The sequence below is a fragment of the Maridesulfovibrio sp. genome (assembly GCF_963677005.1).
Taxonomy (GTDB): domain Bacteria; phylum Desulfobacterota; class Desulfovibrionia; order Desulfovibrionales; family Desulfovibrionaceae; genus Maridesulfovibrio.
This window is the reverse complement of the sequence record NZ_OY781616.1, coordinates 4,018,305-4,042,812: the sequence shown is the minus strand read 5'-3', so window position 1 is coordinate 4,042,812 and position 24,508 is coordinate 4,018,305. Positions and strand designations below refer to the sequence as shown.

Annotated in this window: 19 protein-coding genes, 3 tRNA genes and 1 pseudogene; 12 read left to right on the top strand and 11 right to left on the bottom strand. The window is 51.0% G+C overall.

Annotated features, from left to right (window positions below; genetic code table 11):
• Window positions 1-99 precede the first annotated feature (99 nt).
• Entirely contained in the window at window positions 100-1,518 is a 1,419-nt protein-coding gene (gene aspA / locus ACKU4E_RS17900) for an aspartate ammonia-lyase (RefSeq protein WP_320172426.1), read from the top strand.
• A 55-nt stretch (window positions 1,519-1,573) separates the two neighbouring features.
• On the opposite strand, the gene ACKU4E_RS17895 is transcribed toward aspA, so the two are convergent.
• The 6 genes from ACKU4E_RS17895 to ACKU4E_RS17870 all read right to left on the bottom strand — a co-directional run bounded on the left by ACKU4E_RS17895 (window position 1,574) and on the right by ACKU4E_RS17870 (window position 7,024).
• Entirely contained in the window at window positions 1,574-2,557 is a 984-nt protein-coding gene (locus tag ACKU4E_RS17895; protein WP_320172425.1) for an NADase-type glycan-binding domain-containing protein, read from the bottom strand.
• A 36-nt stretch (window positions 2,558-2,593) separates the two neighbouring features.
• The gene (locus tag ACKU4E_RS17890; RefSeq protein WP_320172424.1) at window positions 2,594-2,869 is read right to left on the bottom strand and encodes a hypothetical protein; all 276 of its coding nucleotides are present in this window, start codon (window positions 2,867-2,869) and stop codon (window positions 2,594-2,596) included.
• A 149-nt stretch (window positions 2,870-3,018) separates the two neighbouring features.
• Entirely contained in the window at window positions 3,019-4,101 is a 1,083-nt protein-coding gene (locus ACKU4E_RS17885) for a hypothetical protein (RefSeq protein WP_320172423.1), read from the bottom strand.
• Window positions 4,102-4,112: 11 nt separating this feature from the next.
• Window positions 4,113-5,441 (bottom strand): hypothetical protein, encoded by a 1,329-nt coding sequence (locus tag ACKU4E_RS17880; protein ID WP_320172422.1) that lies wholly within the window; start codon window positions 5,439-5,441, stop codon window positions 4,113-4,115.
• An 11-nt stretch (window positions 5,442-5,452) separates the two neighbouring features.
• Entirely contained in the window at window positions 5,453-6,370 is a 918-nt protein-coding gene (locus ACKU4E_RS17875) for an OmpA family protein (RefSeq protein WP_320172421.1), read from the bottom strand.
• 189 nt (window positions 6,371-6,559) lie between these two features.
• Window positions 6,560-7,024, bottom strand: a complete 465-nt coding sequence (locus ACKU4E_RS17870) for a methylglyoxal synthase (RefSeq protein WP_320172420.1) — start codon at window positions 7,022-7,024, stop codon at window positions 6,560-6,562.
• Window positions 7,025-7,297: 273 nt separating this feature from the next.
• Between ACKU4E_RS17870 and ACKU4E_RS17865 the strand changes: the two genes are divergently transcribed.
• A complete protein-coding gene (locus ACKU4E_RS17865; protein WP_320172419.1) occupies window positions 7,298-8,458 on the top strand; it encodes an MFS transporter in 1,161 nt (386 codons plus the stop codon).
• On the opposite strand, the pseudogene ACKU4E_RS17860 reads toward ACKU4E_RS17865, so the two are convergent.
• Window positions 8,453-8,764, bottom strand: a pseudogene (locus tag ACKU4E_RS17860) (Spx/MgsR family RNA polymerase-binding regulatory protein); the annotation flags it as partial. The gene ACKU4E_RS17865 and the pseudogene ACKU4E_RS17860 overlap by 6 nt on opposite strands.
• 196 nt (window positions 8,765-8,960) lie before the next feature.
• Window positions 8,961-11,600 (bottom strand): chemotaxis protein CheW, encoded by a 2,640-nt coding sequence (locus ACKU4E_RS17855; protein ID WP_320172418.1) that lies wholly within the window; start codon window positions 11,598-11,600, stop codon window positions 8,961-8,963.
• A 985-nt stretch (window positions 11,601-12,585) separates the two neighbouring features.
• Here ACKU4E_RS17855 and ACKU4E_RS17850 point away from each other — a divergent pair.
• From ACKU4E_RS17850 to gltA, 4 genes are all read left to right on the top strand, one after another.
• A complete protein-coding gene (locus tag ACKU4E_RS17850) occupies window positions 12,586-14,607 on the top strand; it encodes a sigma-54-dependent Fis family transcriptional regulator (protein WP_320172417.1) in 2,022 nt (673 codons plus the stop codon).
• Window positions 14,608-15,025: 418 nt separating this feature from the next.
• Window positions 15,026-16,501, top strand: a complete 1,476-nt coding sequence (locus ACKU4E_RS17845; protein WP_320172416.1) for an aldehyde dehydrogenase family protein — start codon at window positions 15,026-15,028, stop codon at window positions 16,499-16,501.
• 198 nt (window positions 16,502-16,699) lie between these two features.
• Window positions 16,700-17,536 (top strand): sulfide/dihydroorotate dehydrogenase-like FAD/NAD-binding protein, encoded by an 837-nt coding sequence (locus tag ACKU4E_RS17840; RefSeq protein WP_320172415.1) that lies wholly within the window; start codon window positions 16,700-16,702, stop codon window positions 17,534-17,536.
• Window positions 17,529-18,941, top strand: a complete 1,413-nt coding sequence (gene gltA / locus ACKU4E_RS17835; RefSeq protein WP_320172414.1) for an NADPH-dependent glutamate synthase — start codon at window positions 17,529-17,531, stop codon at window positions 18,939-18,941. The genes ACKU4E_RS17840 and gltA overlap by 8 nt, the downstream gene beginning before the upstream one ends.
• Before the next feature lie 204 nt (window positions 18,942-19,145).
• Here the strand turns inward: gltA and ACKU4E_RS17830 are convergent.
• The 3 genes from ACKU4E_RS17830 to ACKU4E_RS17820 all read right to left on the bottom strand — a co-directional run bounded on the left by ACKU4E_RS17830 (window position 19,146) and on the right by ACKU4E_RS17820 (window position 19,489).
• Window positions 19,146-19,223, bottom strand: a tRNA-Glu gene (locus ACKU4E_RS17830).
• A gap of 93 nt (window positions 19,224-19,316) precedes the next feature.
• Window positions 19,317-19,394, bottom strand: a tRNA-Glu gene (locus ACKU4E_RS17825).
• Between the two features lie 20 nt (window positions 19,395-19,414).
• Window positions 19,415-19,489: transfer RNA gene (locus ACKU4E_RS17820), tRNA-Gln, on the bottom strand.
• A 407-nt stretch (window positions 19,490-19,896) separates the two neighbouring features.
• On the opposite strand from ACKU4E_RS17820, the gene ACKU4E_RS17815 reads away from it, so the two are divergent.
• The 6 genes from ACKU4E_RS17815 (at window position 19,897) to anfG (ending at window position 24,499) form a co-directional block, all read left to right on the top strand.
• Complete coding sequence (locus tag ACKU4E_RS17815; RefSeq protein ID WP_320172413.1) at window positions 19,897-20,376, top strand: pyridoxamine 5'-phosphate oxidase family protein; 480 nt, start codon at window positions 19,897-19,899, stop codon at window positions 20,374-20,376.
• 461 nt (window positions 20,377-20,837) lie between these two features.
• On the top strand, window positions 20,838-21,665 hold the full coding sequence (nifH, locus tag ACKU4E_RS17810; protein ID WP_320172412.1) for a nitrogenase iron protein: 828 nt from the start codon (window positions 20,838-20,840) through the stop codon (window positions 21,663-21,665).
• A gap of 169 nt (window positions 21,666-21,834) precedes the next feature.
• Window positions 21,835-22,158 carry a P-II family nitrogen regulator gene (locus ACKU4E_RS17805; protein WP_320172411.1) on the top strand — a complete coding sequence of 108 codons (324 nt, stop codon included), beginning with the start codon at window positions 21,835-21,837 and terminating at the stop codon, window positions 22,156-22,158.
• An 8-nt stretch (window positions 22,159-22,166) separates the two neighbouring features.
• Window positions 22,167-22,538, top strand: coding sequence for a P-II family nitrogen regulator (locus ACKU4E_RS17800; RefSeq protein WP_320172410.1), 372 nt, complete (start codon window positions 22,167-22,169; stop codon window positions 22,536-22,538).
• A 35-nt stretch (window positions 22,539-22,573) separates the two neighbouring features.
• On the top strand, window positions 22,574-24,139 hold the full coding sequence (gene anfD / locus ACKU4E_RS17795; RefSeq protein ID WP_320172409.1) for a nitrogenase iron-iron protein, alpha chain: 1,566 nt from the start codon (window positions 22,574-22,576) through the stop codon (window positions 24,137-24,139).
• A gap of 9 nt (window positions 24,140-24,148) precedes the next feature.
• Window positions 24,149-24,499, top strand: coding sequence for a Fe-only nitrogenase subunit delta (gene anfG, locus ACKU4E_RS17790; protein ID WP_320172408.1), 351 nt, complete (start codon window positions 24,149-24,151; stop codon window positions 24,497-24,499).
• Window positions 24,500-24,508: the final 9 nt, after the last annotated feature.

Genomic DNA, 24,508 nt, shown 5'->3' with positions numbered 1-24,508 from the left:
AAAACAATGTAGAACTTGACTGTAGTTCCCTAACGGGACAAAACGGGTCCTCGACGGCTTGCGCCGTAATCTTATCACAAGTAATTTTCGGAGAATAAAATGAACTTTCGCAAGGAACACGACTGCATCGGGCCCAAAGAGGTCCCTGCAGAAGCCCTGTACGGAGCCCAGACCTTAAGGGCCTCTGAGAACTTTCACATCACCGGCATTCCGGTTTCCCATTATCCGCAGATAATATACTCACTGGCCAACATCAAAAAAGCCGCGGCAATCACCAATAACGAACTCGGCAAGCTTGATGATGAAAAAACCGAAGCCATCGTTTTCGCCTGCAACGAACTGCTGGATGACAAATACCATGATCAGTTCATTGTTGATATAATACAAGGCGGTGCAGGCACCTCCACGAACATGAACGCCAACGAGGTAATCGCCAACATAGGGCTTGGACACATGGGATTCAAATACGGTGAATATGATCACCTGCACCCGAATATCCATGTAAACATGGCCCAGTCTACAAACGATGTCTACCCGACCTGCCTGCGGCTGACACTGATTGCCAAAATGAATCAGCTCATCGAATCCATGGATTATCTGCGGAGCGCATTCGCTGCAAAAAGCAGAGAATTTTCCCATGTCCTGAAAATGGGCCGCACCCAGCTGCAGGATGCAGTTCCCATGACTCTGGGCCAGGAATTCGGCTCATATGCAACAATGATAGGGGAAGACCTGGACCGGGTCCGTGAAGCAAAAAAACTTATCTGCGAAATAAACATGGGCGGAACCGCAATAGGTACCGGCCTCAACGCTCCTCCGAAATATGCGCAGATTGTCACCGAAAAACTGCGAGATCTTACCGGATTCAAGCTTGAACTGGCCCCGGATCTGGTTGAAGCCACTCAGGACACGGGGGCGTACGTTCAGCTCTCCGGAGTTCTCAAACGTGTCGCAGTCAAAGTGTCCAAGATATGCAACGACCTGCGCCTGCTTTCCTCCGGCCCGCGCTGCGGACTGAACGAGATAAATCTTCCGCCCATGGCTCCCGGATCTTCCATAATGCCGGGCAAGGTCAATCCTATTATCCCGGAAGTGGTCAACCAGATTGCCTTCACCGTTATCGGGGGAGACATGACTGTGACCATGGCAGCAGAAGCAGGACAGCTGGAACTCAACGTAATGGAACCTGCCATTGCGGCAAGCCTGCTGAATTCCCTGACCATAATGCGCCGGGGATTCCGCACACTGGCTGACCGCTGCGTAACCGGCATAACCGCCAACGAAGATATCTGCCGCAGATATGTTGAAAACAGCATCGGCCTTGTTACCGCACTCAATCCGTATATAGGCTACGAAAAATCAACCGAGGTTGCCAACGAGGCTCTCAAGTCCGGCAGATCGGTATACGAAATCGTGATAGAAAAAGGATACATGTCCAAGGAGGAGCTTGAAAAGGCGCTGTCACCGGAAAGCATGGTCCAGGTCCACCCTCTTAGTCTCGAAGCTGTACGCAAATAGTAAAAAACGCATGCCTGTCCGGATCAGTTCCGGGCAGGCATATTCTAAAATTTAATCAGTATTCAGTCTTGTTCTCGACCTTCCACTCTCCGTACTCTTTTTTCAAATGAAACAATGAGTTCTCATGCATCGGGTGGCTTCGCAGGTCGTAAATAACGGTGTAATCACCCTTGACCCACAACTCCACTTCCGTGGGAGTCAGGGTTCTTATGGAAAATCGCAGACCGGAAGTTGAAACCACTGCTTCGTGGTACTTCTGCAGAACACCGCGCAGTTCCAGCATGGACCGAAAACTCTCGAACATGGCACTTTCGCGCAGAAAATTTTTTTCCGTGAACATACGCGGATATTCTTCGTTTATGGTTACGAAATTTGTGTAAAACTGATCGAAAAAGACCTTCAGTTCTTCAAGCACGGCTTTCTTGTGCTCAAGCTTGCCCATTTTCTGCTTGAGAACCTTCTTTTCCTTTTCTGTAATCTTACGCGGGGGAGGGGCTGCCGCAGCTACCAGCTTTGCCTGTGCCCGCTCAAAAGCCTCAAGTTCATCACGACTTGGGCGGTGATAACGGATGTCCATCTCTGAGAACCCTGCATCATCCGAGGTCCCATTGGCGTAAACAGAGTGAATTGTAAGCCCCAGACTTGTGGTAGGATATCCCTTCACCTGCGGCCGCTGCGACTTTTGCGTATCCTGAAGGCGGAACTCCTGCCGCTGCCCCCCGGAATAAGAAACACTGATATCCTTAAGCCGGTTGATTTTAGAAAAATCAGCCCCGGTTCCCAGTCCGTTACGCAGGGTAACGGAATCCACAATCACGGTCGCCGGGAAAAAGAAATGCAGCCACTCGCCAGTACCATTGCCGTAACCGTTTTCAATCCATCCGGTGGAACAATTTCCGTCAACCAGAAACCGTCCATCGAACACGGATTCATCCCCGGAAGGACGAAATGACGAAGCACGAACGTGATAGGTGTCTGCCATGGAAGCTGCCGGTAAAAGCAGCAAAACGGCAAACATGACCAAAATCTGTTTTAACATTCCTGATCTCCGGACTACGGGCAAAACAAAACAGACCTACCAGGGCATGGGGTCCAGCATTACAACATCGTCTGAATACTCATAGTCATCGAACTGCTCGGAAAACCAATCAAAAAAATCAAAAAAGGGAAAAATTCTCCGTCCCGCTTCAACCTTGTCCCAGGCCTTTTCTCCGTTAGTCTCTATACTCTTTGAATCCAGTTCCATGATGGGAACAAGATCGTCAGGACAGATATAGGCCACAGTGCCGACAACGTAGTATCTGATGGGCAGATCCTTATAAACAACTTTTTTTACTGCAGGAAGTGTCATAATCCCTCATATTTTCAGTGCCGCGAAAACGGGCAATTAAAAAAGGAGCCTTCCGGCTCCGAATGTACTGGTTCCCACACGTATAAATCAAAGGGGGGCAATGCACAACAGCACGCCCCTCCGGATTCCTAAAATCAATCGGCCACACGTCACCTGGCCGGATAGGCGGTAAGCTTGAACTTGGCAGGAGTATTTTTGCCTTCCAGTTTGTATTCCGGATGTCCGATAATCCCGTTAAGGACTTCCCGCCCGGAAAGCTCTATCTGCTCATGCTCGTCCTCGGTGGCGAGTCCCATTCTGGTAACAGCATTGATCTTTATGACCCCCGAACTGAGTTTGCACGATCCCCGGAGAACTGAGGCCAGGGGATCTTGGCTGCTTCTTATTGCGGCATAACTGTCCTGAAGCTTTCCATCCCCGGTAACCAGCAGGACCAGATCTCCAAGGTACTTGTTTTTTGTGGTACTGTAATCAATATTATAGCGCAGAGCCTTAACAGGAGCACCGCTTGTAATCCCCAGATCATAACTGAATGAAGCAAGCAACCCATGTGCTTTCATGAGGGCCTTTTCCCACTCCTCCCTGCTTTCCGCATGCTTGGCATCGACACCGTAAATGTAAAATATGGAATAGCCCAGATCAAGGGACAGATTATTTTCGAGCGGCAATGACCCCATATCCGAATAGATTATTACCCTTGTGACCATCCCAGACTTGTTAAAACGATCCTCATCCGAGGCAAGAGCGGACAGTATCCTTTTTCCATCAGTTGCAGGGCGTGACTGACCACGCTCATAGACAGTACCCAGCGCATTCCCAAGCAGACTGCGAAAAAAACGCTGCTCATCTTCCAGACTCGAAAGCGGATTCTTGGAAAAAAAACCGCTTATACCGCCCTGTTCTTTACTGATTTTATCCTTTTCCTCACGGGAATAATCCGGCCAGCACGCGGACCAGATTTCCTCGGAAACCCCGTTTGCAGTGTCCAGACTGAGAACAGTTACCCGCTCTCCGGGCATGAGCGAACTCGCGAGTTTGGCATCAATCCTGCCCGCCCATTTTTTATCACCGTTTCGCATCATGCCCAGATCAATATAAACCAGAGTCTGCCGGACTTGATTTTTCCCCTTGAATTTCTCAATATCGGGAACTCCAGACCCAAGCAGAGCATGGGCAGGAGCGGCAGCGGTCAGGACCATAACCAATACAAAAGAAACACAGAATCTATACATCACCAGCCCCCTTACCAGCGTATCAGCTGCATTATGTAGTTTTCGTCTGCGCTGACATTCATCCGGTCATATTCATCATAACTGATCGGTTCGTTGCCTTCGCCGTAAATTTTCACGGAACCGTTGCTGGACAAAAAACTCATAAGCGTCTGCTTGTAGAGAACCAGATTCCTGTTGGTCTCGTTGACCATCTGGCTGATTATCTTGTCCCGCTTGGCCTGCACCTGCTTGTAGAGTTGCAACTGCTCGCCGAGATCCTCGGTCAACGCCTTGATCTCGTTGCGGACCTCTTCCCTGCCAACTGACCTTCCGGCATTGTAGGCATTGACATTGGCGTTTCTTGTTTTTGTAATTTTATTCAGCCTGGCCTCGGCCTTTTTCTTCTGCAGGGCCGCTTCCATGTAATGAGGATTCCTGTCGTGAAACATGGTTGAAATCCAGATGCTCAATCCCCATACGGCAACGTTGGACCCGAGACTGGTCAGGGCAGCGGCGGTCGGTCCCATACCCCTGCCTGCCTTGTAACCATTGTCCAGAATATTATTGCCCAGCTGCACCATCATGTTGGCATTTGCGTTGACCACAGCAATGTAGCGCACGTAATAGACCGCCACAAAAACCACGGCAAGAAACATGGTTGCAACAGCAAAATGCCAGCCGACATGCTTCTTCTCCTCAGGGCGGACATGGCTTCCGAAATAAAAGGTGAACTGCTTAAGCGCCCTGCCGTGCTCATGCGAAGCCCAGGCGACCACACCGCCGATAGCGGCCGAGGTGGCCAGCGCAAAGGCCGGAATATCCATGAACTTGAGCAGGAAATTATAGTTGATCATCACCTCGCCTACAGCGACTAGGGAAAGGAGAATGACATAAAGCCAGAAAGGTCGCAGTGTAACAACACGGTTTCCCTCACTCTGCCTGATCTTCCTGTAATGGGTGACCGCTTCATCAAGCTCTATACACGCTTCATCATACCCGGCCGTCGACTTAAGAGTCCTCTCCTCGTCCCGTATCTTCTGGTCAACTTCATCATCCACCATGCGATACCGTTCCTCCAGATGAGTAACCTGCCTGATCTTTTCTATATAAGGTGAGCAGGCAAGCATGAACTCGGAATAGACCTGCTGAAAACCGCCCAACGAATCACGCACATGCGCGGTACACACAGTTTGCATCCGGTTGGTCATTCCATTTTTCTGGCAGAAAAGAGTCCCGCGTTCCGCCTCCCTTACTGCCTCCTCCACAATTTCGTCATCAATATCAACCCCATCGGAAGCGACCCATTTCTGGCATCGATCATAACTTTCCCGCAGTGAGTCATCCACCCGTTCCGCCTGCATGCATTACTCCTTTATCGATCCCGTACTACTTTGATCTTGATGTTACGAGCCTTAATTATTTTCACAGGACGGTCAGCGCTGACACTTGCTGCCAGTTCCGGCGAAGTCCTCTCAACAACCACTTTGACCGGCCTGCCTCCGGAATCTTCGTGCAGCCCAACTTCAGGCAACGCCGCAACTTCCTCTTCATGAACAGGTTCGGCCTTTTCCACAACAGCAGCCGTATCCTTGTCGAACGCCCCTTTATTGGCCACAATCCTGTTGGCAGTCGCGTCCGTTGAAATAAGAAATTCAACCCGCCTGTTCATAGCCCGCCCATCCTGACTATCGTTGGAGGCAAGAGGTTGAAGTTCTCCTATTCCGATGGTGGACATTATTTCATAGGGCACACCTTCCATGTGCATCTCTTTCATGACGCTCAGTGCCCTTTCTTCAGACAAGCGCTTGTTATGCCTGCTAGTCCCCACACTGTCGGTATGCCCCAATATGAGCACCTTGGTTCCGGGGCCGTTTTCGAGAATGCGTTTGACCACATCGGAAACCACCGCAACAGAACCGCCTTTCAACACATGCATGTCGGTATCAAAGAATACCATCCCCGGATATCTTACCCCGGTTACACTCACCGGCTTATAGACTCCCTTGGAACTGTTCTCGGGCACGGTGAATATCTTGATCTGCGGACTGATCACAATCCTGGTTTCCGGCTTGGAGACACTTTCTGACGAAACACTGTTATTCAATGCAGGGGGATTGGACTGCTCCATGCCCGGTGCGGCAGAATTCTGTCTATCGTCATTTCGGGCCGAGTATTCACCCCCCGTCTTCTGCGGATTGCGTTTGTCGGCTATTAAAGAATTGAAAGAACAAGCCGAGAGACAAAGACACAAGCAGCCTGCAATGCAAAGCTCTAATATAGATTTACTCATATTTTACCTCCCAAGCAAACCAGATAAACACAGTATCAACATATTTTTAAGTGGAAGTTTATAAAATATTTTAATCATGTCAAGTTTTCTTCGTAAAACAGATATAATTTATCATAAAAAAGGGCGGGATATTTCCCGCCGCAAATAAATGACAACTATGAAGATTAGTTCACGGAATCACTCCTGTACTTAAACAGCACGCCCCGTGTAATACGAAAAATCTTCCGGCCTGATTTCATATTCCTTTTGAAAATAAGGTGACGAGATAAGAAATTCAGCTGAAGACCGATTGCTCGCGGTCGGGATGTTATACAGTACGGCCAGCCGCAGCAGCGCCTTCACGTCAACATCATGGGGCTGGGGCTGCATGGGGTCCCAGAAAAAAATAAGCACGTCTATACGGCCCTCTGCTATGCTTGCCCCGAGCTGCTGATCGCCGCCCAGCGGCCCGGATTTCATTCTGTTCACGGGTTTGTGCTCAAGCCCTGCTTCGGCGGCCCTTCTGCTGATAAGATCCTCCACCAGCCCCCCGGTTGTGCCGGTGGCCAGAAGGTTGTGTCTGACCAAAGCCTCGAAATTGCAATCAACAAAATCAAGCAGTTCCTTTTTGCAATGGTCATGCGCGACCACCGCTATGTTCTTTACGGATTTCATTTCCGGAACACCCTCCATAAATTAAAAAATCAAAAAAGATTACATGTACGCCTGTCCGGATGCGCAAAACACAGGCACAGCAAAGGCTAATACGGGTAGACGGTTTAAGCAAGCGAACCTGCAGACCTCATGAAGACAAAAAAGAAACATTATCGCGCAGATATGGTGTCTTGACAACTCAAGGCACCGTAAATAATGTTGAGCGGCATGGTTATTACAGATGTCACTGCACAACTCAGAGACATAACCGTGATCCCGCCAAGGAGACTCCCGATGAACAAACTGGCCAAGATGCAGATTGCGGTTTTCGCACTCGTTTCGGCATCTTTCACCAATATCTACCTTCCCCAGCCCGTGCTCCCCGTTCTGCAGGCTGAATTCAACATAAACACAGTCCAGGCATCCCAGGCCGTTTCTTTCGTCATCCTGGGCATAGTTCTGGCAAACCTGTTTTTCGGTTATCTATCGGACAGATATCCTATACAGCCTATTATCGTAGCCGGGGGGTTTTTCGTCGCGGTCGGCGGGATAGTATGCGGGCTCACCGACAACTTCCACATTCTCGTTGCAGCCAGACTGCTGCAGGGACTTTTCATCCCGGCGCTTACAACCAGCCTGGCAGCGTGGCTGGCCCGGACGCTTCCGATAGAACGCCTGAGCGTGGTCATGGGATCATACGTTTCGGCCACAATTCTGGGAGGTCTGGGCGGAAGGCTGTTGGGAGGATGGATTCACCCTCCCCTGCACTGGCGCTATGCTTTTTTCTCCGCAGCCGGGCTTATAGCCGTAACCACGATCCTGGCCGTGACCATTCTTCCGCATTCAGACAAAAAAGCCACCGCGGCCGCACGCACTACAAACGGCAAAGAGACCTATCTGTCCCTGCTCAAAAAAAAGGAACTGCTGCTGGTCTATGCCTGCGGTGCAGGCAGCCTGCTCATATTCTCCCCTGTTTTCAACTACCTTCCGTACAGGCTGTCGCACCCACCGTTCAACCTGCCCACCGAACTCATAACACTGGTATATCTGGTGTATATTCTGGGGATTTTCCTCGGCCCCATGGCTGGGCGGCTGAGCAGCCGCATCGGGGGTGGAATAATGCTGATCGGCAGTTCGGTGGTGCTAGGTCTTTCCCTACTGCTGCTTCTGCTTCCATCTGTGGTGGCCATAATCATCGGGCTTCTCGGGGTATGCGCCGGATTTTTCTCCATGCACACTGTAGCAGTGGTGCTGGTCAACAGAAAGCTGACCTGCAGCCATGGCAAAGCCAACGCACTGTACGTGCTTTTCTATTACACCGGAGGATGGATAGGCATTACCGCAGCCGGGTTCGCATACGAATTTTCGGGCTGGAACGGAATCATAACCTTTCTGCTGAGCTTCCTGATCATTCCGCTCACAGTCGGTTTTATAGAGAAAAGGGCCGGATCATAACAACCGGGCTTCCCACTCCGCCAGCTTGAACCCTATCAGCACAAAATCGTTCCCAACCAGTATGGGACGCTTGACCAGCATGCCGTCACCGGAAATCAACTCGAAAAGCTCGGAGTCCGGCATTGTGTCTATGGAATCCTTGAGACCGGATTCCTTGTATTTTTTCCCGTTGGTATTAACGAATTTCTTTTTATCCACCCCGGCGATCTTCTGCCAGGCAAGAAATTCCTCACGAGAAGGGGTTTCCTTGACTATATGCCGTATGGTGAAATCAATGCCGTTTTCCTCAAGCCAAGCCTTGGCTTTGCGGGAAGTGGTTCAACTGGGGTAGTGAACAAGGATCATTTCAGCTTTCTCTCCTGAATGTGTTTAAAATACTTCCAACTCATAGACGTATTTTTAACACAGATACAGAAAGCGCTCAATCATAGATATTTTAAATAACCACACTCACGATAAATGGTTTCCATCTGTTCACAAATCCCCTTGCAAGCAGCGATATTTATATTTTTTCAGTTTCCGGCAAGACCAGTTTTTTTACCTTGCCGTCGCCTCGGCAGGAATATTCTGCAAGGTGATTCATAAGACCTTCCGGACTTATCACAACCAGCATACCCTTACGCTTTGAATTCATTTCCGGCTTAACCAGACACTCAATGTACCCGTTGCGATCCAGAGTAGACATGGTGCAGTCCAGACGACTGTTGCAGACCTCCGGTATTTCAGCCAGGGAATCAACAATGATGCCCAGCAGCCGGAAACTTCCTTCGTCCTGCTTATAATTTACAACGACAACCTGCAGTCGGCTCTCGTCTTCCGGGTAATTCCCGCCGACCTGCTCATGAATCTGTATAACCGGGACAATTTCGTTCTTATAGTGAATCTTGCCCCGCAGGGAAGGATGCGAGCCCGGAATATCGGTAACATCCTCCAGCCGGATGGCCTCCACAACCTTTTCGGCCTTGATGCCGAGCCATTTATCCCCTACATAAAAAGAAGCTATTTCCACACAATCTTCATTTCCTGAACGGGCCTTGACCACATCCATGCCGATCTCCCGCTGACGGGTCGCTACCACAACATTTTCAGATATCTCAGCAAGAGGAACGAAGACAAGTCCGACCACATCATTACAATAGCTGTCTTCTGTCTTGTACTCGCGATATCCGGAACTCGTGCAGGCTCCCACTGCGTAATACTGCCCGGCATATTCAATTATGCGCGAAGTCTTCCGTCCGTTATCCAGTGCAAAAAAATCATCGTGAATATTGAGTCTGTCTCCGACCTGATGGTTTTCGTCTGTGGAACTTATGATGATATGGTTGCGGTCGGCAAAAACACCGAAACAGCCGTCTGTTCCGTCCTTGGGCAGCGAGTCCTGCAACATGGCCTTGAACTGCGGAAGGCCGTCGAAAACAATACCGATTCCGCCGACAACCTTTCGCGAATTATCAATATCCGTGATGGACGCCCCATATATATATGTATACTCGCCGCCATAAAGAGAAGTCGGTTCAAAGGCTGATACGCTGTATTTCTGGCTGTCCTTGATATTCAGGGTTTCATGGGTCCAGGCAGCATTAAGCATGGTTCCGACCAATTGCTGCTCTTTCGGATTGGATACCGCCAGTATCCTGCCTTTGGAGTCATACACGAACAGATTGGTGTACACGGTATACAACCCGTTTATGTAAGCCAGAATGCCTGAAACGGTTTCTATGTCCGCTGCGCTCGTCCTGGGCTGGGACAGAATTTTCCTGAAAGCGGTTGTCAAAGCCCACCAGCGGCAGTCATTGGCCCGCTCATAAAGATTTCGATCCATTATGTCCACGGTCAGTGCGGCCTGAAACTCCACATCGTCCAGAATGGCTGAAACAACAGTCTCATGGAGATTGCCTATGGATTTCTCGAAAACGGACTTGGTTCTGGCCCCGGCATCGGAGATATTCCACAGCAGCACCTTGGACTGGGCATCGTTCTCACGCACGTTTCCGTTCCAGACAGTCCTTTCAAGTTCGGCCTGAATCCTGTCGGCCTGAACAGGAATTCCGCGCAGTTCCTCGGAAAAAAGACGCGGGTCGCTCATCACGGCTTCCAGCACCTTCTCATCCACCCTCTGGGAAAGGGTTCTGATCTCATCATCAAAAGCGTGCTCAAGAGGCAACATTGCATGGCCGTACCAGCCGAGACCGAAAAAGCCCTCATAACCGTTTGTCCGGCATGTTTTGGCAAGATACTCCCGCCCGGCAAAGCGCACCACCGTGCATTCATCACCGAGGGCCGGTTCCATTATGGCACCGCGCCGGACCTGATCTTCATCCGAACTGGCAATCACCCGTCCGTTGCTGTCCAGAAGAGACAGAACCGCCCAGTCTCCCTCGTTGGTCAACTTCCTGAAAATCCCTTCCATCTCGTTCTGGAAACGAAAGCAAAGCGCCAGAACACCAAGTGCCGGAGAAGCAGAATCATCGGTTTCCGTAACTCGATAAGCGTAAATAAGGGAGTCCCCAGCTCCGGGAAGGAGATCACTGGGGCCGAAGTATTCAACATAATCGCGCGCCGTGGATAACGCCTCTGCCACAAACGGCGATGCGGAACTGGCTATCATCCAGTTCCGGTCCAGCCGGGCCACCACCTGCCCATCGGTATCCATCAGAACTATATCAAAATATACCGAATACTTATCCACATACTCGCGAAACCTGTCGACCATGGAGGAAAGCATATCGTCAATTACTTCGGAATCTATTTCATCTTCATCCCGCGCCCGGGCCAGCACTCTTAAAAATTCACGGACATCATTATCCGTAGCAAGAAATCCTATATCCGCTGTACGCTCAAACAGGTTTCTGATCACGATATCGACAGCAACCTGTGCTTTGGCCCCGATAGCCTGTGATGTCTTTTTCATGGTTTCAAGCCCCAACTGTCCAAGGAGCTCGGAAGTAAGAGTCATAAATCCCTTGCGCGTCCCGGTCATATCGGTACCGGTCCCGCTCATCTGCCCGAGTATGGTGAGCAGATCCCACTGGCTGCCCAGATTTGAAAGTTCCTCCCTGTACCGCTCAACACCGACCATGTAATTGATGATACCCCTCAACTCTTCCGGGACAGTAACGTCGCGATAGACAAAACTGGACATACTCCACCTGTTTTCCACCTGAAACCGGCATCAGCAGGTTCCCCACCAACTGACACAGGCCGTGTTTTCACAATCAGTCTTCCATGCTTAACCCACCGCAGGACCTCCCCCGGTCCCGGATAGTCTTTCATGCACATGCCGTGCACAAAACACTGTGGATTTAAAGAGACAACTCCCAGAAAGACCGCTTCCTCTCAAGCCTCAGGCGGCCCCTCCGGCCGCGATACAAAGAACGTTTCCACAGACAGCTCTGCAAGTGAAAACAGTTGCAAACTTTAGAAAACATACGTTTTTTGTAAAAAACAAACATATATAAACCTAAAATTCACAAGCATTATTACACAAAAGGAATTAATTTCAAATTATATTGAAGAATAAAAAACAACAAAATAACAAATTAGTTTATCAAGCAGCCAAAACACCTATACCAACGTCCATACCCACAGTGTTCACCAAAGCGACTCTCAGCGCGGCAACATCATGAATCGTAACAAGCGCAACAAAGAAAAAAGGGAAACTTTTCCTGCTATCAATTTTTTAAAACGCTAACAGGCAGTAGTAATACTGTTTTTTAAGCTTCTACTGTTTTCATGCTATTATGAGACTTTTTTTATGCATAATTTAATGGTATGCAAAAAAGAACGTTATATATTAAGCATCAAATACTGTTACTCATCCAGCTGAAACAAAAGAAAAAAACCGAACAAGCCAATACCCATGATGTGCAGCACAATTCACCAGAGTAGAATACAACCGAGATGGAACGAGTTCCGGTCAACACCGGCAATACATCAATACGGATAATCAAAACAGCTTAAACACATCAGAAAAACATATAGTTATATGAAATAGCAAGAGTAGTTAAAGGCATATAAAGACAGTCCCATCGCCGACTTTGTAAAAAATGTAAGGACTGGAAGACGATTGTTGCTTAAATTGGCTGACATCATATTGTGAAGTTGTTTTCAAGAGGAGGCATGACAAAATGTATTCCGATAGAGTATCCGAACCGGCAGGCGCTGTTATGGGAGAAGCATGGGAGCAGTTCATCCTCACTGGGAATCCGGATAATGTAAGAGTAAGACCGGAAATATCCCAGTCGTGGAAGAGATGCTTCAGGGCAAGAGTAGACCCCTACGGCAAATGCTGTGTTCATATTCTGAACGGAAAAATTGTTGCGGATTTAAAAAGACGCCACTCGGAGCTTCTCGAGATAGCCAGACCTTTCATGGACAAGCTCTACGAATTCACAGCAGGATCAAGACTGGTGGTTTTTCTCTCCGATGAGAACGGCGTAATACTTGAAAATATCGGCGACTATGAAGTGCGGGACAGTGCATCGAAGGTCAATCTCGTAAACGGCACCAACTGGCAGGAAGAAGAAGTCGGCACAAACGGCATAGGGACTGCGCTGAAGCTGCGAGTTCCCATACAGATATCCGGCAAGGAGCACTACTGTGCTAGCCTGCACCACTGGACCTGTTCAGCCGCGCCCATAATCAACGATGAGGGCCGGATCATAGGAGTGCTGCAGGTTTCCGGACCTTCTGATGAAGTGCACCTGCACACACTGGGCATGGTGGTTGCCGCAGTGGAAGCCATACGCAATCAGATAAGGATAAAAAGAAAAAACAGGGAACTGAACAGACTCAACCACAGCCTGAACAAAATTTTCCATACTATGTCGGACGGGGCGTTGATCACAAACAAGGACGGAATAGTCTGCCAGATCAACAAATCAGGAAAACAGATTCTCGGCGATGACATTGAAGGCCGATCGATAAAAAAAATTCTGAACAGCAGACCCGGAATCTGGCATGATCTGGACAGGGGAAAGGCTTATTCCGATGTTGAATTGATGGTCGACACCGGAAAAGGCTCCTTCCACTGTCTGGTCACAGGAACGCCTCTTAAGGACGGCTCCGGGGAAAATGACGGTGCGGTCATCTTTTTAAACCAGATAAACAATGTAAAAAAGCTTGTTAACCGCTTCAGCGGCGCTCAGGCGTCCTTCAACTTTTCCGACATCATAGGGGCAAGCCCGGAACTTCTGAAAGCGATAAATACAGCCAAGAGTGCCGCATCGAGCACCAGCAACATCCTCATTTCCGGCGAAAGCGGGACCGGTAAAGAGCTTTTCGCCCAGTCCATCCACAACCACAGCCCTCGCCGTAACGGACCTTTTATTGCCATGAACTGTGCGGCATTCCCAAGGGAGCTGATCGCCAGCGAACTCTTCGGATACACAGACGGAGCATTCACCGGAGCCAGAAAAGGCGGAAGGCCGGGCAAATTCGAAATGGCTGACGGAGGGACCCTGTTCCTTGATGAAATCGGCGACATGCCCCTCGACCAGCAGGCCATGCTCCTGCGCGTGCTCCAGGACAAAAGGATTAACCGCATCGGCGGGGACCACATCATTCCCGTAAACGCAAGAATCGTCTGTGCCACGAACAGAAATCTCATGGAAGAGGTGCAGAAAGGCAACTTCCGGGCGGACCTGTACTACAGGCTCAATGTCATACAGATCCGTATTCCTCCCCTGCGGGACCGCATCAACGACCTGCGGGACCTTTTCAATCATCTTCTCGACAAAATCTGCAAACGGCAGGACCGCTGCATAGGATTTGTATCGGAAAAGCTTATGCAGCATCTGCTGCGGCATGACTGGCCCGGCAATGTCCGGGAACTGGAAAATGTTGTGGAAAAAATGCTCAGTTCCGACTTGGAGGCCATAAACCTGGGCATAGAACACCTGCCGAGCAGGATAGCCGCAAAGCAGAAAGCTCCTTTGGTCTGTTCATCACCGTTCTACCCCACCCCCGACCGGGACAGCAGGAAGAAGGAAATGTCCGACCTCGTCATGGAAAAAGAACTGATCATCCAGCTGCTGACAACACACCGGGGCAATGTGAGCAGGGTCGCAAAAGAAATGAACCTTTCACGCAACACGGTGTACCGCAAGATGAACTTCTACAAGATATCCAAGGAACAGCTGTTCAGTTAAAGAATATCCCCGGACCATGCCGGGGAGTTCACAGGAATAATTTTTCGAATCCACAGCCTTCCTCTTGTGCCTGCAAGGTGCTGAGGAAGGCTCTTTTTTGCCACTCCACCCACTCCTGTTTTAAAAACCGGACCTGAAGCCGGACACACTCCGGTTCATAAAACCACATTGAACAACATACATGAAACGCAACTGTCACATGCCCCATAAAATGTAACACCTGTCACAAAGTGTAACCTTAAACAAAGCACAGGGGTGTGACACAAAAAAAGGAGTATCATTATTTATCCAGAATTTACGAGATGTTACACAGACAAACATCCTGCGGCATCATTATTGCTGTCTTTTTTGACATAATCAGACTGGCCAGTTTGAATGCAGTACCCCTTAATTACTTAACCCTTTCGGAGGAACGTTAATGCAGAAGCCAATTGATCAAAATTACAAACTGTATGTAGACGGCAAATGGGTGGACAGTAAGGACGGTAAAACATTCAAGGCATATTGCCCGGCCAACGGGGAAGAGCTGGCAACATGCGCAAATGCAAGCAAAGAAGACGTCGATATGGCAGTTGAAGCTGCCCAGAAGGCCTTCAAGACCTGGAAAGACGTATCGCCGCAGGACCGGGCGGGCATCCTTCTCAAGATTGCCGATCTCATAGATGAAGAAACCGAAAAGCTTGCCATGGTGGAAACTCTGGATAACGGCAAGCCCATCCGTGAAACAAGAAATATAGATGTTCCCCTCGCCGCTGACCATTTCAGATATTTCGCAAGCGCCATCCGGACTGAAGAAGGCTCAGCGGTAATGATCGACAAGGATACGATGAGCATCATCCTCAACGAACCTATCGGCGTTGTAGGACAGATCATCCCCTGGAACTTTCCTTTCCTGATGGCGGCCTGGAAAATAGCCCCGGCCCTTGCCGCAGGAAACACCGTTGTAATCAAGCCCTCATCCGAAACCTCCCTCAGCATGCTGGAATTTGCCAAGATTCTTGACAGAGTCCTGCCTCCGGGAGTTGTCAACGTTATCACCGGCGGCGGCTCCACTACCGGGAACTACATTCTGGAACATGAAGGTTTCAGCAAGCTCGCCTTCACCGGTTCCACCGATATCGGCTACATGATCGCAGATGCAGCCGCCAAGAAACTCATCCCGGCCACCCTTGAACTTGGCGGCAAATCGGCCAACATCTATTTCCCCGACTGCCCTTGGGAAAAAGCTGTTGAAGGCGCTCTTCTGGGTATCCTCTTCAACCAGGGCCAGGTCTGTTGCGCCGGTTCCAGAATCTTCGTCCATGAAGACATCTACGACCGTTTTCTTGCAGCAATAACCGAAAAATTCGAAAGCGTTAAAGTCGGCCTCCCCTGGGAAGAAGACACCATGATGGGCAGCATCATCAGCGAGAATCAGCTCAAACAGGTTATGGAATGCGTGGAAACAGGCAAAAAGGAAGGAGCAAAACTCGTTACCGGCGGTGCAAAAATCACTGAGGGCGAACTGGGCAAGGGCAGCTTCCTCAGCCCGACCATCTTCGCCGATGTGGACAACTCCATGGAAATCGCCCAGCAGGAAATCTTCGGCCCGGTTGTCTGCGTCATCAAGTTCAAGGACGAAGACGAAGTCATCGCCATGGCCAACGACAGCGAATTCGGCCTGGGCGGAGCTGTCTGGAGCAAGGATATCAACTGCGCAATGAGGGTGGCCCGCAAGGTTGAAACCGGACGCATGTGGATCAACACCTACAACCAGCTCCCCGCACACAGCCCCTTCGGCGGGTACAAGAAGTCCGGCATCGGCCGTGAAACGCATAAAATGATGCTGGCTCACTACAGCCAGACAAAGAACATATTCCTGAGCATGGATGAAGGTGCCTACGGCTTGTACTAACCTTGCCTCATAGCATGCTGGAAAAAAACCTGAACTGCTGTTTATTGTGTTCAGAGTGAAAGTCCGCGGTAAAAAAACTGTGCGACAAGACCTTCCCGCACAGGGAGGTATACCGCGGGCCTTCACAAACCCCTTCAGGCCTCCAGGTGACTGGGGGCCTGTTCTTTGGACTTCTACCAACCAGGCGGTATGTGAAATATGACCAACACCATTGTAAAAAAAAGAGCGCTGATACCCGGACAGACAAGCATGCTGGTTATTGACGCTCCCCAGATAGCTAAAAAAGCCAGGCCGGGGAACTTCATAATTCTGCGTGTTTCCCAGAATGGGGAACGCATTCCCCTGACCATTGCGGATACGGACCCGCAGGCCGGCACCATCACCATTGTCTACCTTGTAGTGGGTAAAAGCTCGGCCCTGCTTGAAACCCTTAATGAAGGGGATTCCATCCTCGATCTTTGCGGCCCGCTGGGCAAGGCCACCCATATAGAAAAATGCGGAACGGTAGTCTGTGTCGGGGGCGGAACCGGAATTGCCGCAATGCACCACATAGCGAAAGGGCATCATATGGCCGGGAACCATGTTGTCGCCATTGTCGGCGCAAGAAGCAAGGATCTGCTGCTGTTCTGTGACGAACTCGGCGGCTTCTGCCCGGAACTGATCATTGCCACGGATGACGGAAGCTGCGGGCATAAAGGCTTTGTCACGGACGTCCTGAGGGAACGCCTTGAGAAAGACAAAGACGTGGCTGAAGTTGTAGCAGTAGGCCCTGTTCCCATGATGGAAGCCGTTGCCGGAGTAACAAAACCGTTCGGAGTCCGCACGGTTGTGAGTCTGAACTCGATCATGGTCGATGGAGTCGGAATGTGCGGTGCATGCCGCTGCAACATCGGTGGCGAAACCCGTTTCGCCTGTGTGGACGGGCCCGAATTTGACGGTCATAAGGTCGATTTCAATGAATTGAAAATGCGCCTCGGCCAGTACAAGGATCAGGAAAGGCAATCAATGGATTTGTTCAGGAGGGAACATGGCTAGAAAGAAATTCAATCCTATCCGCACCCCGATGCCTGAACAGCCGGCAGATGTGCGTAAAAAGAACTTTATGGAAGTTGCCTGTGGATACACTAGGGATCAGGCGGTAGTGGAAGCGTCCAGATGCCTGCAGTGCAAGGAACCGCCCTGTCAGAAAGGCTGTCCGGTGGAAATTGATATCAAGGGATTCATCGGCCACCTTGCTGCCGGAGACGTTCCCTCCGCATACAAGGTCATCAAAGAGACCAACGCCCTTCCTGCTGTCTGCGGCAGGGTCTGTCCGCAGGAAAATCAGTGTGAAGGTTCGTGCATACTGGGCAAAAAATATGAACCGGTGGCCATCGGGCGGCTGGAAAGATACGTTGCAGATACTTTCGACAGCGACTCGGCATGCGAGATGATAACCGGCGATACTGCCTGCAGCCTGCCCAACGAGCACCTCAAGGTTGCCTGCATAGGTTCCGGGCCCTCCAGCCTTACCGTTGCCGGATACCTCGCGGCAAGGGGCGTGCCTGTCACCGTTTATGAAGCCCTGCACGAAGTCGGCGGTGTTCTTATCTACGGGATACCGGAATTCAGGCTGCCCAAATCCATCGTCGCGCGTGAAGTGGGCGCATTGTGGAGCAAGGGCGTCACCTTCCTGCCGAACTGGGTGGGCGGCAAGACCGTTACAATTCAGGACCTCATGGATGAAGGCTTCGATGCCGTGTTCATAGGCGTGGGAGCAGGACTTCCGAAATTCATGAATATTCCCGGTGAAAACCTTGTCGGCGTATATTCATCGAACGAGTACCTTACCCGCATCAACCTCGGCCGGGCATACGATTTTCCCGGACACGACACCCCGGCTCCCAGACCGCGCAATGTCGCCGTTATCGGGGGCGGAAACGTGGCCATGGACGCCGCGCGCACGGCGCTCAGGCTTGGGGCGGAAAACGTCTACATTACCTACCGCCGCACCAGAGATGAAATGCCCGCGCGTCTCGAAGAGCTGCACCATGCGATTGAGGAAGGGGTAAAGCTTGATCTGCTGACCTCACCCATCTCCATAAACGGAGATGAGAACTCGCATGTGAAATCCATGACCCTGCAGGTGATGGAACTCGGTGAAGCGGATGATTCAGGTCGGCGCAGGCCCGTACCGGTGAAAGGCAAGACCAGGGAGCTTGAAGTGGATATGGTCATTATGGCCGTAGGAACCGGTGCCAACCCGGTCCTGCTTGAGGCCACTCCCGGACTTGATCTGAACAGGTGGGGCTATATAGAAGCTGATCCGGAAACCGGAGAAACATCGATCCAAAATGTTTTCGCAGGCGGCGACATCGTCAGCGGATCAGCGACAGTCATATCCGCCATGGGTGCAGGCCGCCGGGCGGCAAAAACAATTGCCGAACGGCTGGGAGTGTGAAGCGGCCGTTAACCGCAGGCACTTTTTACCACAATGCCCTTTATTTCAGCCAGGTTGTTTACAGCCTGGCTTTTTCATTTCATGGCCGCGGACTGCTCCTTTTAGGGCTCTACCGGCTCTACCTCAAAGACAGGGGTACTAAGGATTGATACGATAACCATAAAAAAGGACCGATTCTTCATGAATCGGTCCTTGAAATTTCTTTGGCGTCCCCAAGGGGATTTGAACCCCTGTCGCCTGCGTGAAAGGCAGGTGTCCTGGGCCAGGCTAGACGATGGGGACGCATCAAAATATGTACCTGCTTCCGTGGCCTGAATCACGATGTTGAAGCCGGTAAGGGCAAGACCTGCTCTGGCAATTCAGATCTTTGATGAGTGGCGTCCCCAAGGGGATTTGAACCCCTGTCGCCTGCGTGAAAGGCAGGTGTCCTGGGCCAGGCTAGACGATGGGGACACATCTCATTAGTATTGCTGTGGCTGGGACACAAGGACTCGAACCTTGATTAACGGAGCCAGAACCCGTCGTCCTGCCAATTGAACGATGTCCCAACAGCGAGGAAAAACTTTTATGTGTATTTGCCCTCGCTGTCAACAATTAATTAAATCTTTTTATCCTGATTCATACCGCAAAATAAAAACGTACTGCCAAACACCCCAGCCCGGATAAAACTCTCCTTGTTAATATATATGTATGGCCGGTTCCAGAAGCCCCCATGAAAGACAATTCCGGACCGGAAAACTTACGGCCCCCGCCAGAATCAGTTGGTCCCATATTTGCTTTGTGTTTCCTCCCATAAGGTGTTTGAATTATCAACTACGGAGGCCTGAATCACACCTCATAACATTGCAGTCGCATCCCAAGTGCACGACACCGGGCCTAAGCAGTCCCAGAAAATACGAACGGATGTGCAAAAACGCTCTACCCTCTGTAAAACCGCCTAGCCAAGGAGAAAACCATGCGGCACCCAAAACGCGAAATCAAAGACAGAAACAAGGTTGAAGAACTGCTCAAAAGCTGCACAACCATGCAGCTCGGACTCTGGGACGGCGTAAAGCCCTATGCGGTCACGGTGAACTTCGGATACGCGGACAACGCCGTCTATTTCCACAGCGCAATGGAAGGACTCAAGATGGACTGCGTCCGCGCCAACGGTCTGGTAGCCTTCACCACGGTGGTGGAAAGCGAACTGATCCGGGCCGAGGACGGCTGCGGCTACACCACCCACTACACATCTGTTTCCGGCTTCGGGAAGGCCACGCTTCTGGAGGCCCCGGAGGACAAAGCAGCCGCACTTGATGTGATACTTGCCCAGCATCAGGGCCCCACCGGGGGATACCCGGATAAAGTGCTGCAGAAGACTGCGGTTGTCCGCATTGATCTCGACGAACTGGTCGGCAAGGTCAACCCCGCCTACCCCGGCGATCCGCAGATATAACCATTCGCTAAAATCTTGATGACAACAGACTGTTGAGAATGTGCCGTAAGGTGCAGTAAAAAGCATGAAGCTGAGCGTATACAGGCGTTTCATGCTTTTTCACAGCAACGCAGCAGACCGTGTTTTATCGAGAGTCTGAGGCCGGAGACGAAAGTCCCGGCCTTTTTTTATTGCCCACCGCACAAAGGTTCCTCGCGGTGCTAATCCCCACCGAACGTTCCGTTAAGTACCATTCCCCTTAATCAGGTATTTCCGCATTCGCACCAACCGGTACCTTTGCCCTGCAAACCGTTCTCCGCCGGAACGAAATCAGCCCCTTTTCCCGGTCTACGGACTATTTCACCCGGTTTCGGACCTTTTCACACCTTCTGGCATACCCCGTGCTTTTACAGATTCAAATCGAACCTCAACAAGATGATCCCGAACACATCAAACGGATCAAAACATCAAAGGAAAAAATCATGACCAGAAAAATCGCTATCTACGGAAAAGGCGGCATCGGAAAATCCACCACCACACAGAACACTGCGGCAGCCATGGCCAACTTTCACGACAAAAAAATCTTCATCCACGGCTGCGACCCCAAAGCCGACTCCACCAGACTGATTCTCGGGGGCAAACCGCAGGAAACCCTCATGGACGTACTGCGCGACCAGGGCGCGGAAAAGGTCACCAAGGATAAGGTCATCAGGGTCGGCTACAAGGGCATCCAGTGCGTTGAGTCCGGCGGACCTGAACCCGGCGTAGGCTGTGCCGGACGTGGCGTCATCACCGCTATCGACCTGATGGAAAACAACGGAGCCTATACCGAAGACCTGGACTTCGTATTCTTCGATGTTCTCGGTGACGTTGTCTGCGGCGGCTTCGCCATGCCTATCCGCGACGGCAAGGCGCAGGAAGTCTACATCGTTGCCTCGGGTGAAATGATGGCCATCTACGCGGCCAACAACATATGTAAAGGTCTTGTCAAATATGCCAAGCAGAGCGGCGTCCGTCTCGGCGGCATCATCTGCAACAGCAGAAACGTAGACCAGGAACGTGAATTCCTCGAAGAATTCACTTCGGCCATCGGCACCCAGATGATCCATTTCGTACCGAGGGACAACATCGTGCAGAAGGCGGAGTTCAACAAAAAAACCGTCTGCGAATACGATCCGACTGAAAATCAGGCCAACGAATACAGTGTACTTGCCCAGAAAATCATCAACAACGACAACTTCGTTATCCCCAGCCCCCTGACCATGGATGAACTGGAAGCAATGGTCGTAAAATACGGTATCGCCGACTAAAACTCCTCAACCTGGAACCGGCTTAACCTTTTCGGCTTATCCACCTGAAACAGCTTCAATTACAAGGGAGCCGTGTTCCAAAACAGAAGCCAGCCAGAGAAACGGATATCCCGGCCGCAAGTCCGGGCAACCTTCCCTGTTACCAGGAAAGAGAAAAAGGAGACACACTATGGCAATGAAAATGATAAAGGCGATCGTGCGTGCAGATGCCGCAGACAGCGTGGCCGACAGCCTGGCCGAAGCCGGATTTGCTTCCATGACCAAAATCAACGCCTTCGGGCGCGGTAAGCAGAAAGGAATCACCGTCGGAACCATCCACTACGATGAACTGCCGCGCACCATTCTGCTGATGGTTGTGGAGGAAAAGGACGTGGACGAGGTCATGAAGCTCATACAGGGCAGGGCCTACACCGGCAACTTCGGCGACGGCAAGATCTTCGTCACCCCTGTTGAAAAATCGGTGACGGTGCGCACGGGCGCAGACGGTCTGTAGGAGGCGCCATGAAGGAAATCATCGCCATAATCAGGCCCAAACAAATGAACAGTACCAAGAAGGCCCTGGATGAACTCGGCCTGCCCAGCATAACCGCCACTCAGGTACTGGGCCGGGGCAAACAGCGCGGCATAGCCGGAGAGATCAACGTCGACCTTCGACCCGAAGAAATAGATCAGGCGAAGTACAGAACCATGCCCTACATCCCCAAGCGTATGGTCACGGTGGTGGTCCCGGATAAGGATGCGGATAATGTGGTCGAGACCCTGGTAAGGATCAACAGAACCGGCCAGGTAGGAGACGGAAGAATCTTTGTCTGCCCTGTGGACGACGCTCTGCGTGTACGAACCGATGAGTACGGGGAAAAAGCCATCCTCTAATCAGGCCGCGAAAACGATTCTAAGGAGAAAATCTCATGCCATATCACGAGTTTGAATGCAGCAAATGTATTCCCGAACGCAAACAGCACGCAGTAGTAAAGGGAGAAGGTGAAACCCTTACCGACGCCCTGCCGCTGGGATACCTGAACACCATTCCCGGAACCATATCCGAGCGCGGCTGTGCCTATTGCGGAGCCAAACACGTAATCGGAACCCCTATGAAGGACGTCATCCACCTGAGCCACGGCCCTATCGGATGCACCTACGACACCTGGCAGACCAAACGGTACATAAGTGACAACGACAACTTCCAGATGAAGTACACTTTTGCCACCGACATGAAGGAAAAGCACATCGTCTTCGGAGCCGAAAAACAGCTTAAACAGTCGATCATAGAAGCCTTCAAGGCCTGCCCGCACATAAAACGCATGTCTATCTACCAGACCTGCGCCTCCGCCCTTATCGGTGATGATATCGAGGCCGTGGCCCAGGAAGTGATGGACGAAATGCCCGATGTCGACATCTTCGTCTGCAACTCGCCGGGCTTCGGCGGCCCCAGCCAGTCCGGCGGGCACCACAAGATCAACATCGCCTGGATCAACAAGAAGGTCGGCACGGTTGAACCGAACATCAAGAGCGACTACGTCATCAACTACGTGGGCGAATACAATATTCAGGGCGATCAGGAAATAATGATCGACTTCTTCAACCGCATGGGCGTGCAGGTGCTCTCCACCTTTACCGGAAACGGAAGCTACGATGACCTGCGGGCCATGCACGGGGCACAACTGAATGTGCTCGAATGCGCCAGATCTGCGGAATACATCTGCAACGAACTGCGCAAACGCTACGGTATTCCAAGGCTGGATATCGACGGATTCGGATTTGAGCCGCTGGGCACATCGCTGCGCAAGATCGGGCTGTTCTTCGGCATCGAGGACCGTGCCCAGGCTATCATTGACGAGGAAACAGCACGCTGGAAACCGGAACTTGAATGGTACAAGGCAAGACTCACCGACAAGAAGATCTGCCTCTGGCCCGGCGGTTCCAAACTCTGGCACTGGGCTCACGTCATCCATGACGAAATGGGCATGGATGTGGTCTCGGTCTATACCAAATTCGGCCATCAGGGCGATATGGAAAAAGGCATCGCACGCTGCGAAGTCGGCGCTCTGGCCATCGACGACCCCAACGAGCTTGAAGGCTTGGAAGCCATGTACAATCTTGAGCCGGACATCATCCTGACCGGCAAGCGTCCCGGTGAAGTGGCCAAAAAAATCCGCGTACCATACCTTAACGCCCACGGTTACCACAACGGCCCGTGGAAAGGATGGGAAGGATGGGTCCGCTTTGCCCGCGACATCTATAACGCCATCTATTCCCCCATCCACAAACTGTCCCTGCTCGACATCAGCAAGGATGAAATTCCCATGGACAAGGGGTTTGAAACTCAGCGCATGATTTCGGACGTGGACCTCCCTGACGAGGTCAGGAACTCCCCCACAATGCGGGAATACACGGGCAAATACAACTGCCTCAAGGATCTGCGCAAAAAAACGTATCAGCCTTTCGAACACAAATCGCTGGCTACCGCGGTCTAGGAGGGAGACATGGCCGAACCTAAAAATGAAAAGTTATCGGAGCTGGAAAACTACATAATGAAAAAATGCCTGTGGCAATTCCATTCCCGTAACTGGGACAGAAAACGCCAGAATGAAAATATCCTGGGCATGACCAAACAGATTCTCCTCGGAGAACCGGTTGATACAAGCACCCCGGAGAACCGCTGTTACTGGGTGGATTCCGTGACAATGGCCGAGGCATTCAAGAAGAACTGCGCCTGGCTCACGGACATGTCCAAAGATGAAATAGCGGCCCTCATGGACGAGCTGTACGAACGCATCGAATATCTGACCGTCACCGGCTCGCTCAATCAGGAACTAACCGACCAGCATTATTGAAAGGAAATA

Bases quoted from the DNA above. Each gene is read 5' to 3' on its own strand.
- aspA (WP_320172426.1), top strand. From the start codon at position 100: ATGAACTTTCGCAAGGAACACGACTGCATCGGGCCCAAAGAGGTCCCT.
- ACKU4E_RS17895 (WP_320172425.1), bottom strand. From the start codon at position 2,557: ATGTTAAAACAGATTTTGGTCATGTTTGCCGTTTTGCTGCTTTTACCG.
- ACKU4E_RS17890 (WP_320172424.1), bottom strand. From the start codon at position 2,869: ATGACACTTCCTGCAGTAAAAAAAGTTGTTTATAAGGATCTGCCCATC.
- ACKU4E_RS17885 (WP_320172423.1), bottom strand. From the start codon at position 4,101: ATGTATAGATTCTGTGTTTCTTTTGTATTGGTTATGGTCCTGACCGCT.
- ACKU4E_RS17880 (WP_320172422.1), bottom strand. From the start codon at position 5,441: ATGCAGGCGGAACGGGTGGATGACTCACTGCGGGAAAGTTATGATCGA.
- ACKU4E_RS17875 (WP_320172421.1), bottom strand. From the start codon at position 6,370: ATGAGTAAATCTATATTAGAGCTTTGCATTGCAGGCTGCTTGTGTCTT.
- ACKU4E_RS17870 (WP_320172420.1), bottom strand. From the start codon at position 7,024: ATGAAATCCGTAAAGAACATAGCGGTGGTCGCGCATGACCATTGCAAA.
- ACKU4E_RS17865 (WP_320172419.1), top strand. From the start codon at position 7,298: ATGAACAAACTGGCCAAGATGCAGATTGCGGTTTTCGCACTCGTTTCG.
- ACKU4E_RS17855 (WP_320172418.1), bottom strand. From the start codon at position 11,600: ATGTCCAGTTTTGTCTATCGCGACGTTACTGTCCCGGAAGAGTTGAGG.
- ACKU4E_RS17850 (WP_320172417.1), top strand. From the start codon at position 12,586: ATGTATTCCGATAGAGTATCCGAACCGGCAGGCGCTGTTATGGGAGAA.
- ACKU4E_RS17845 (WP_320172416.1), top strand. From the start codon at position 15,026: ATGCAGAAGCCAATTGATCAAAATTACAAACTGTATGTAGACGGCAAA.
- ACKU4E_RS17840 (WP_320172415.1), top strand. From the start codon at position 16,700: ATGACCAACACCATTGTAAAAAAAAGAGCGCTGATACCCGGACAGACA.
- gltA (WP_320172414.1), top strand. From the start codon at position 17,529: ATGGCTAGAAAGAAATTCAATCCTATCCGCACCCCGATGCCTGAACAG.
- ACKU4E_RS17815 (WP_320172413.1), top strand. From the start codon at position 19,897: ATGCGGCACCCAAAACGCGAAATCAAAGACAGAAACAAGGTTGAAGAA.
- nifH (WP_320172412.1), top strand. From the start codon at position 20,838: ATGACCAGAAAAATCGCTATCTACGGAAAAGGCGGCATCGGAAAATCC.
- ACKU4E_RS17805 (WP_320172411.1), top strand. From the start codon at position 21,835: ATGGCAATGAAAATGATAAAGGCGATCGTGCGTGCAGATGCCGCAGAC.
- ACKU4E_RS17800 (WP_320172410.1), top strand. From the start codon at position 22,167: ATGAAGGAAATCATCGCCATAATCAGGCCCAAACAAATGAACAGTACC.
- anfD (WP_320172409.1), top strand. From the start codon at position 22,574: ATGCCATATCACGAGTTTGAATGCAGCAAATGTATTCCCGAACGCAAA.
- anfG (WP_320172408.1), top strand. From the start codon at position 24,149: ATGGCCGAACCTAAAAATGAAAAGTTATCGGAGCTGGAAAACTACATA.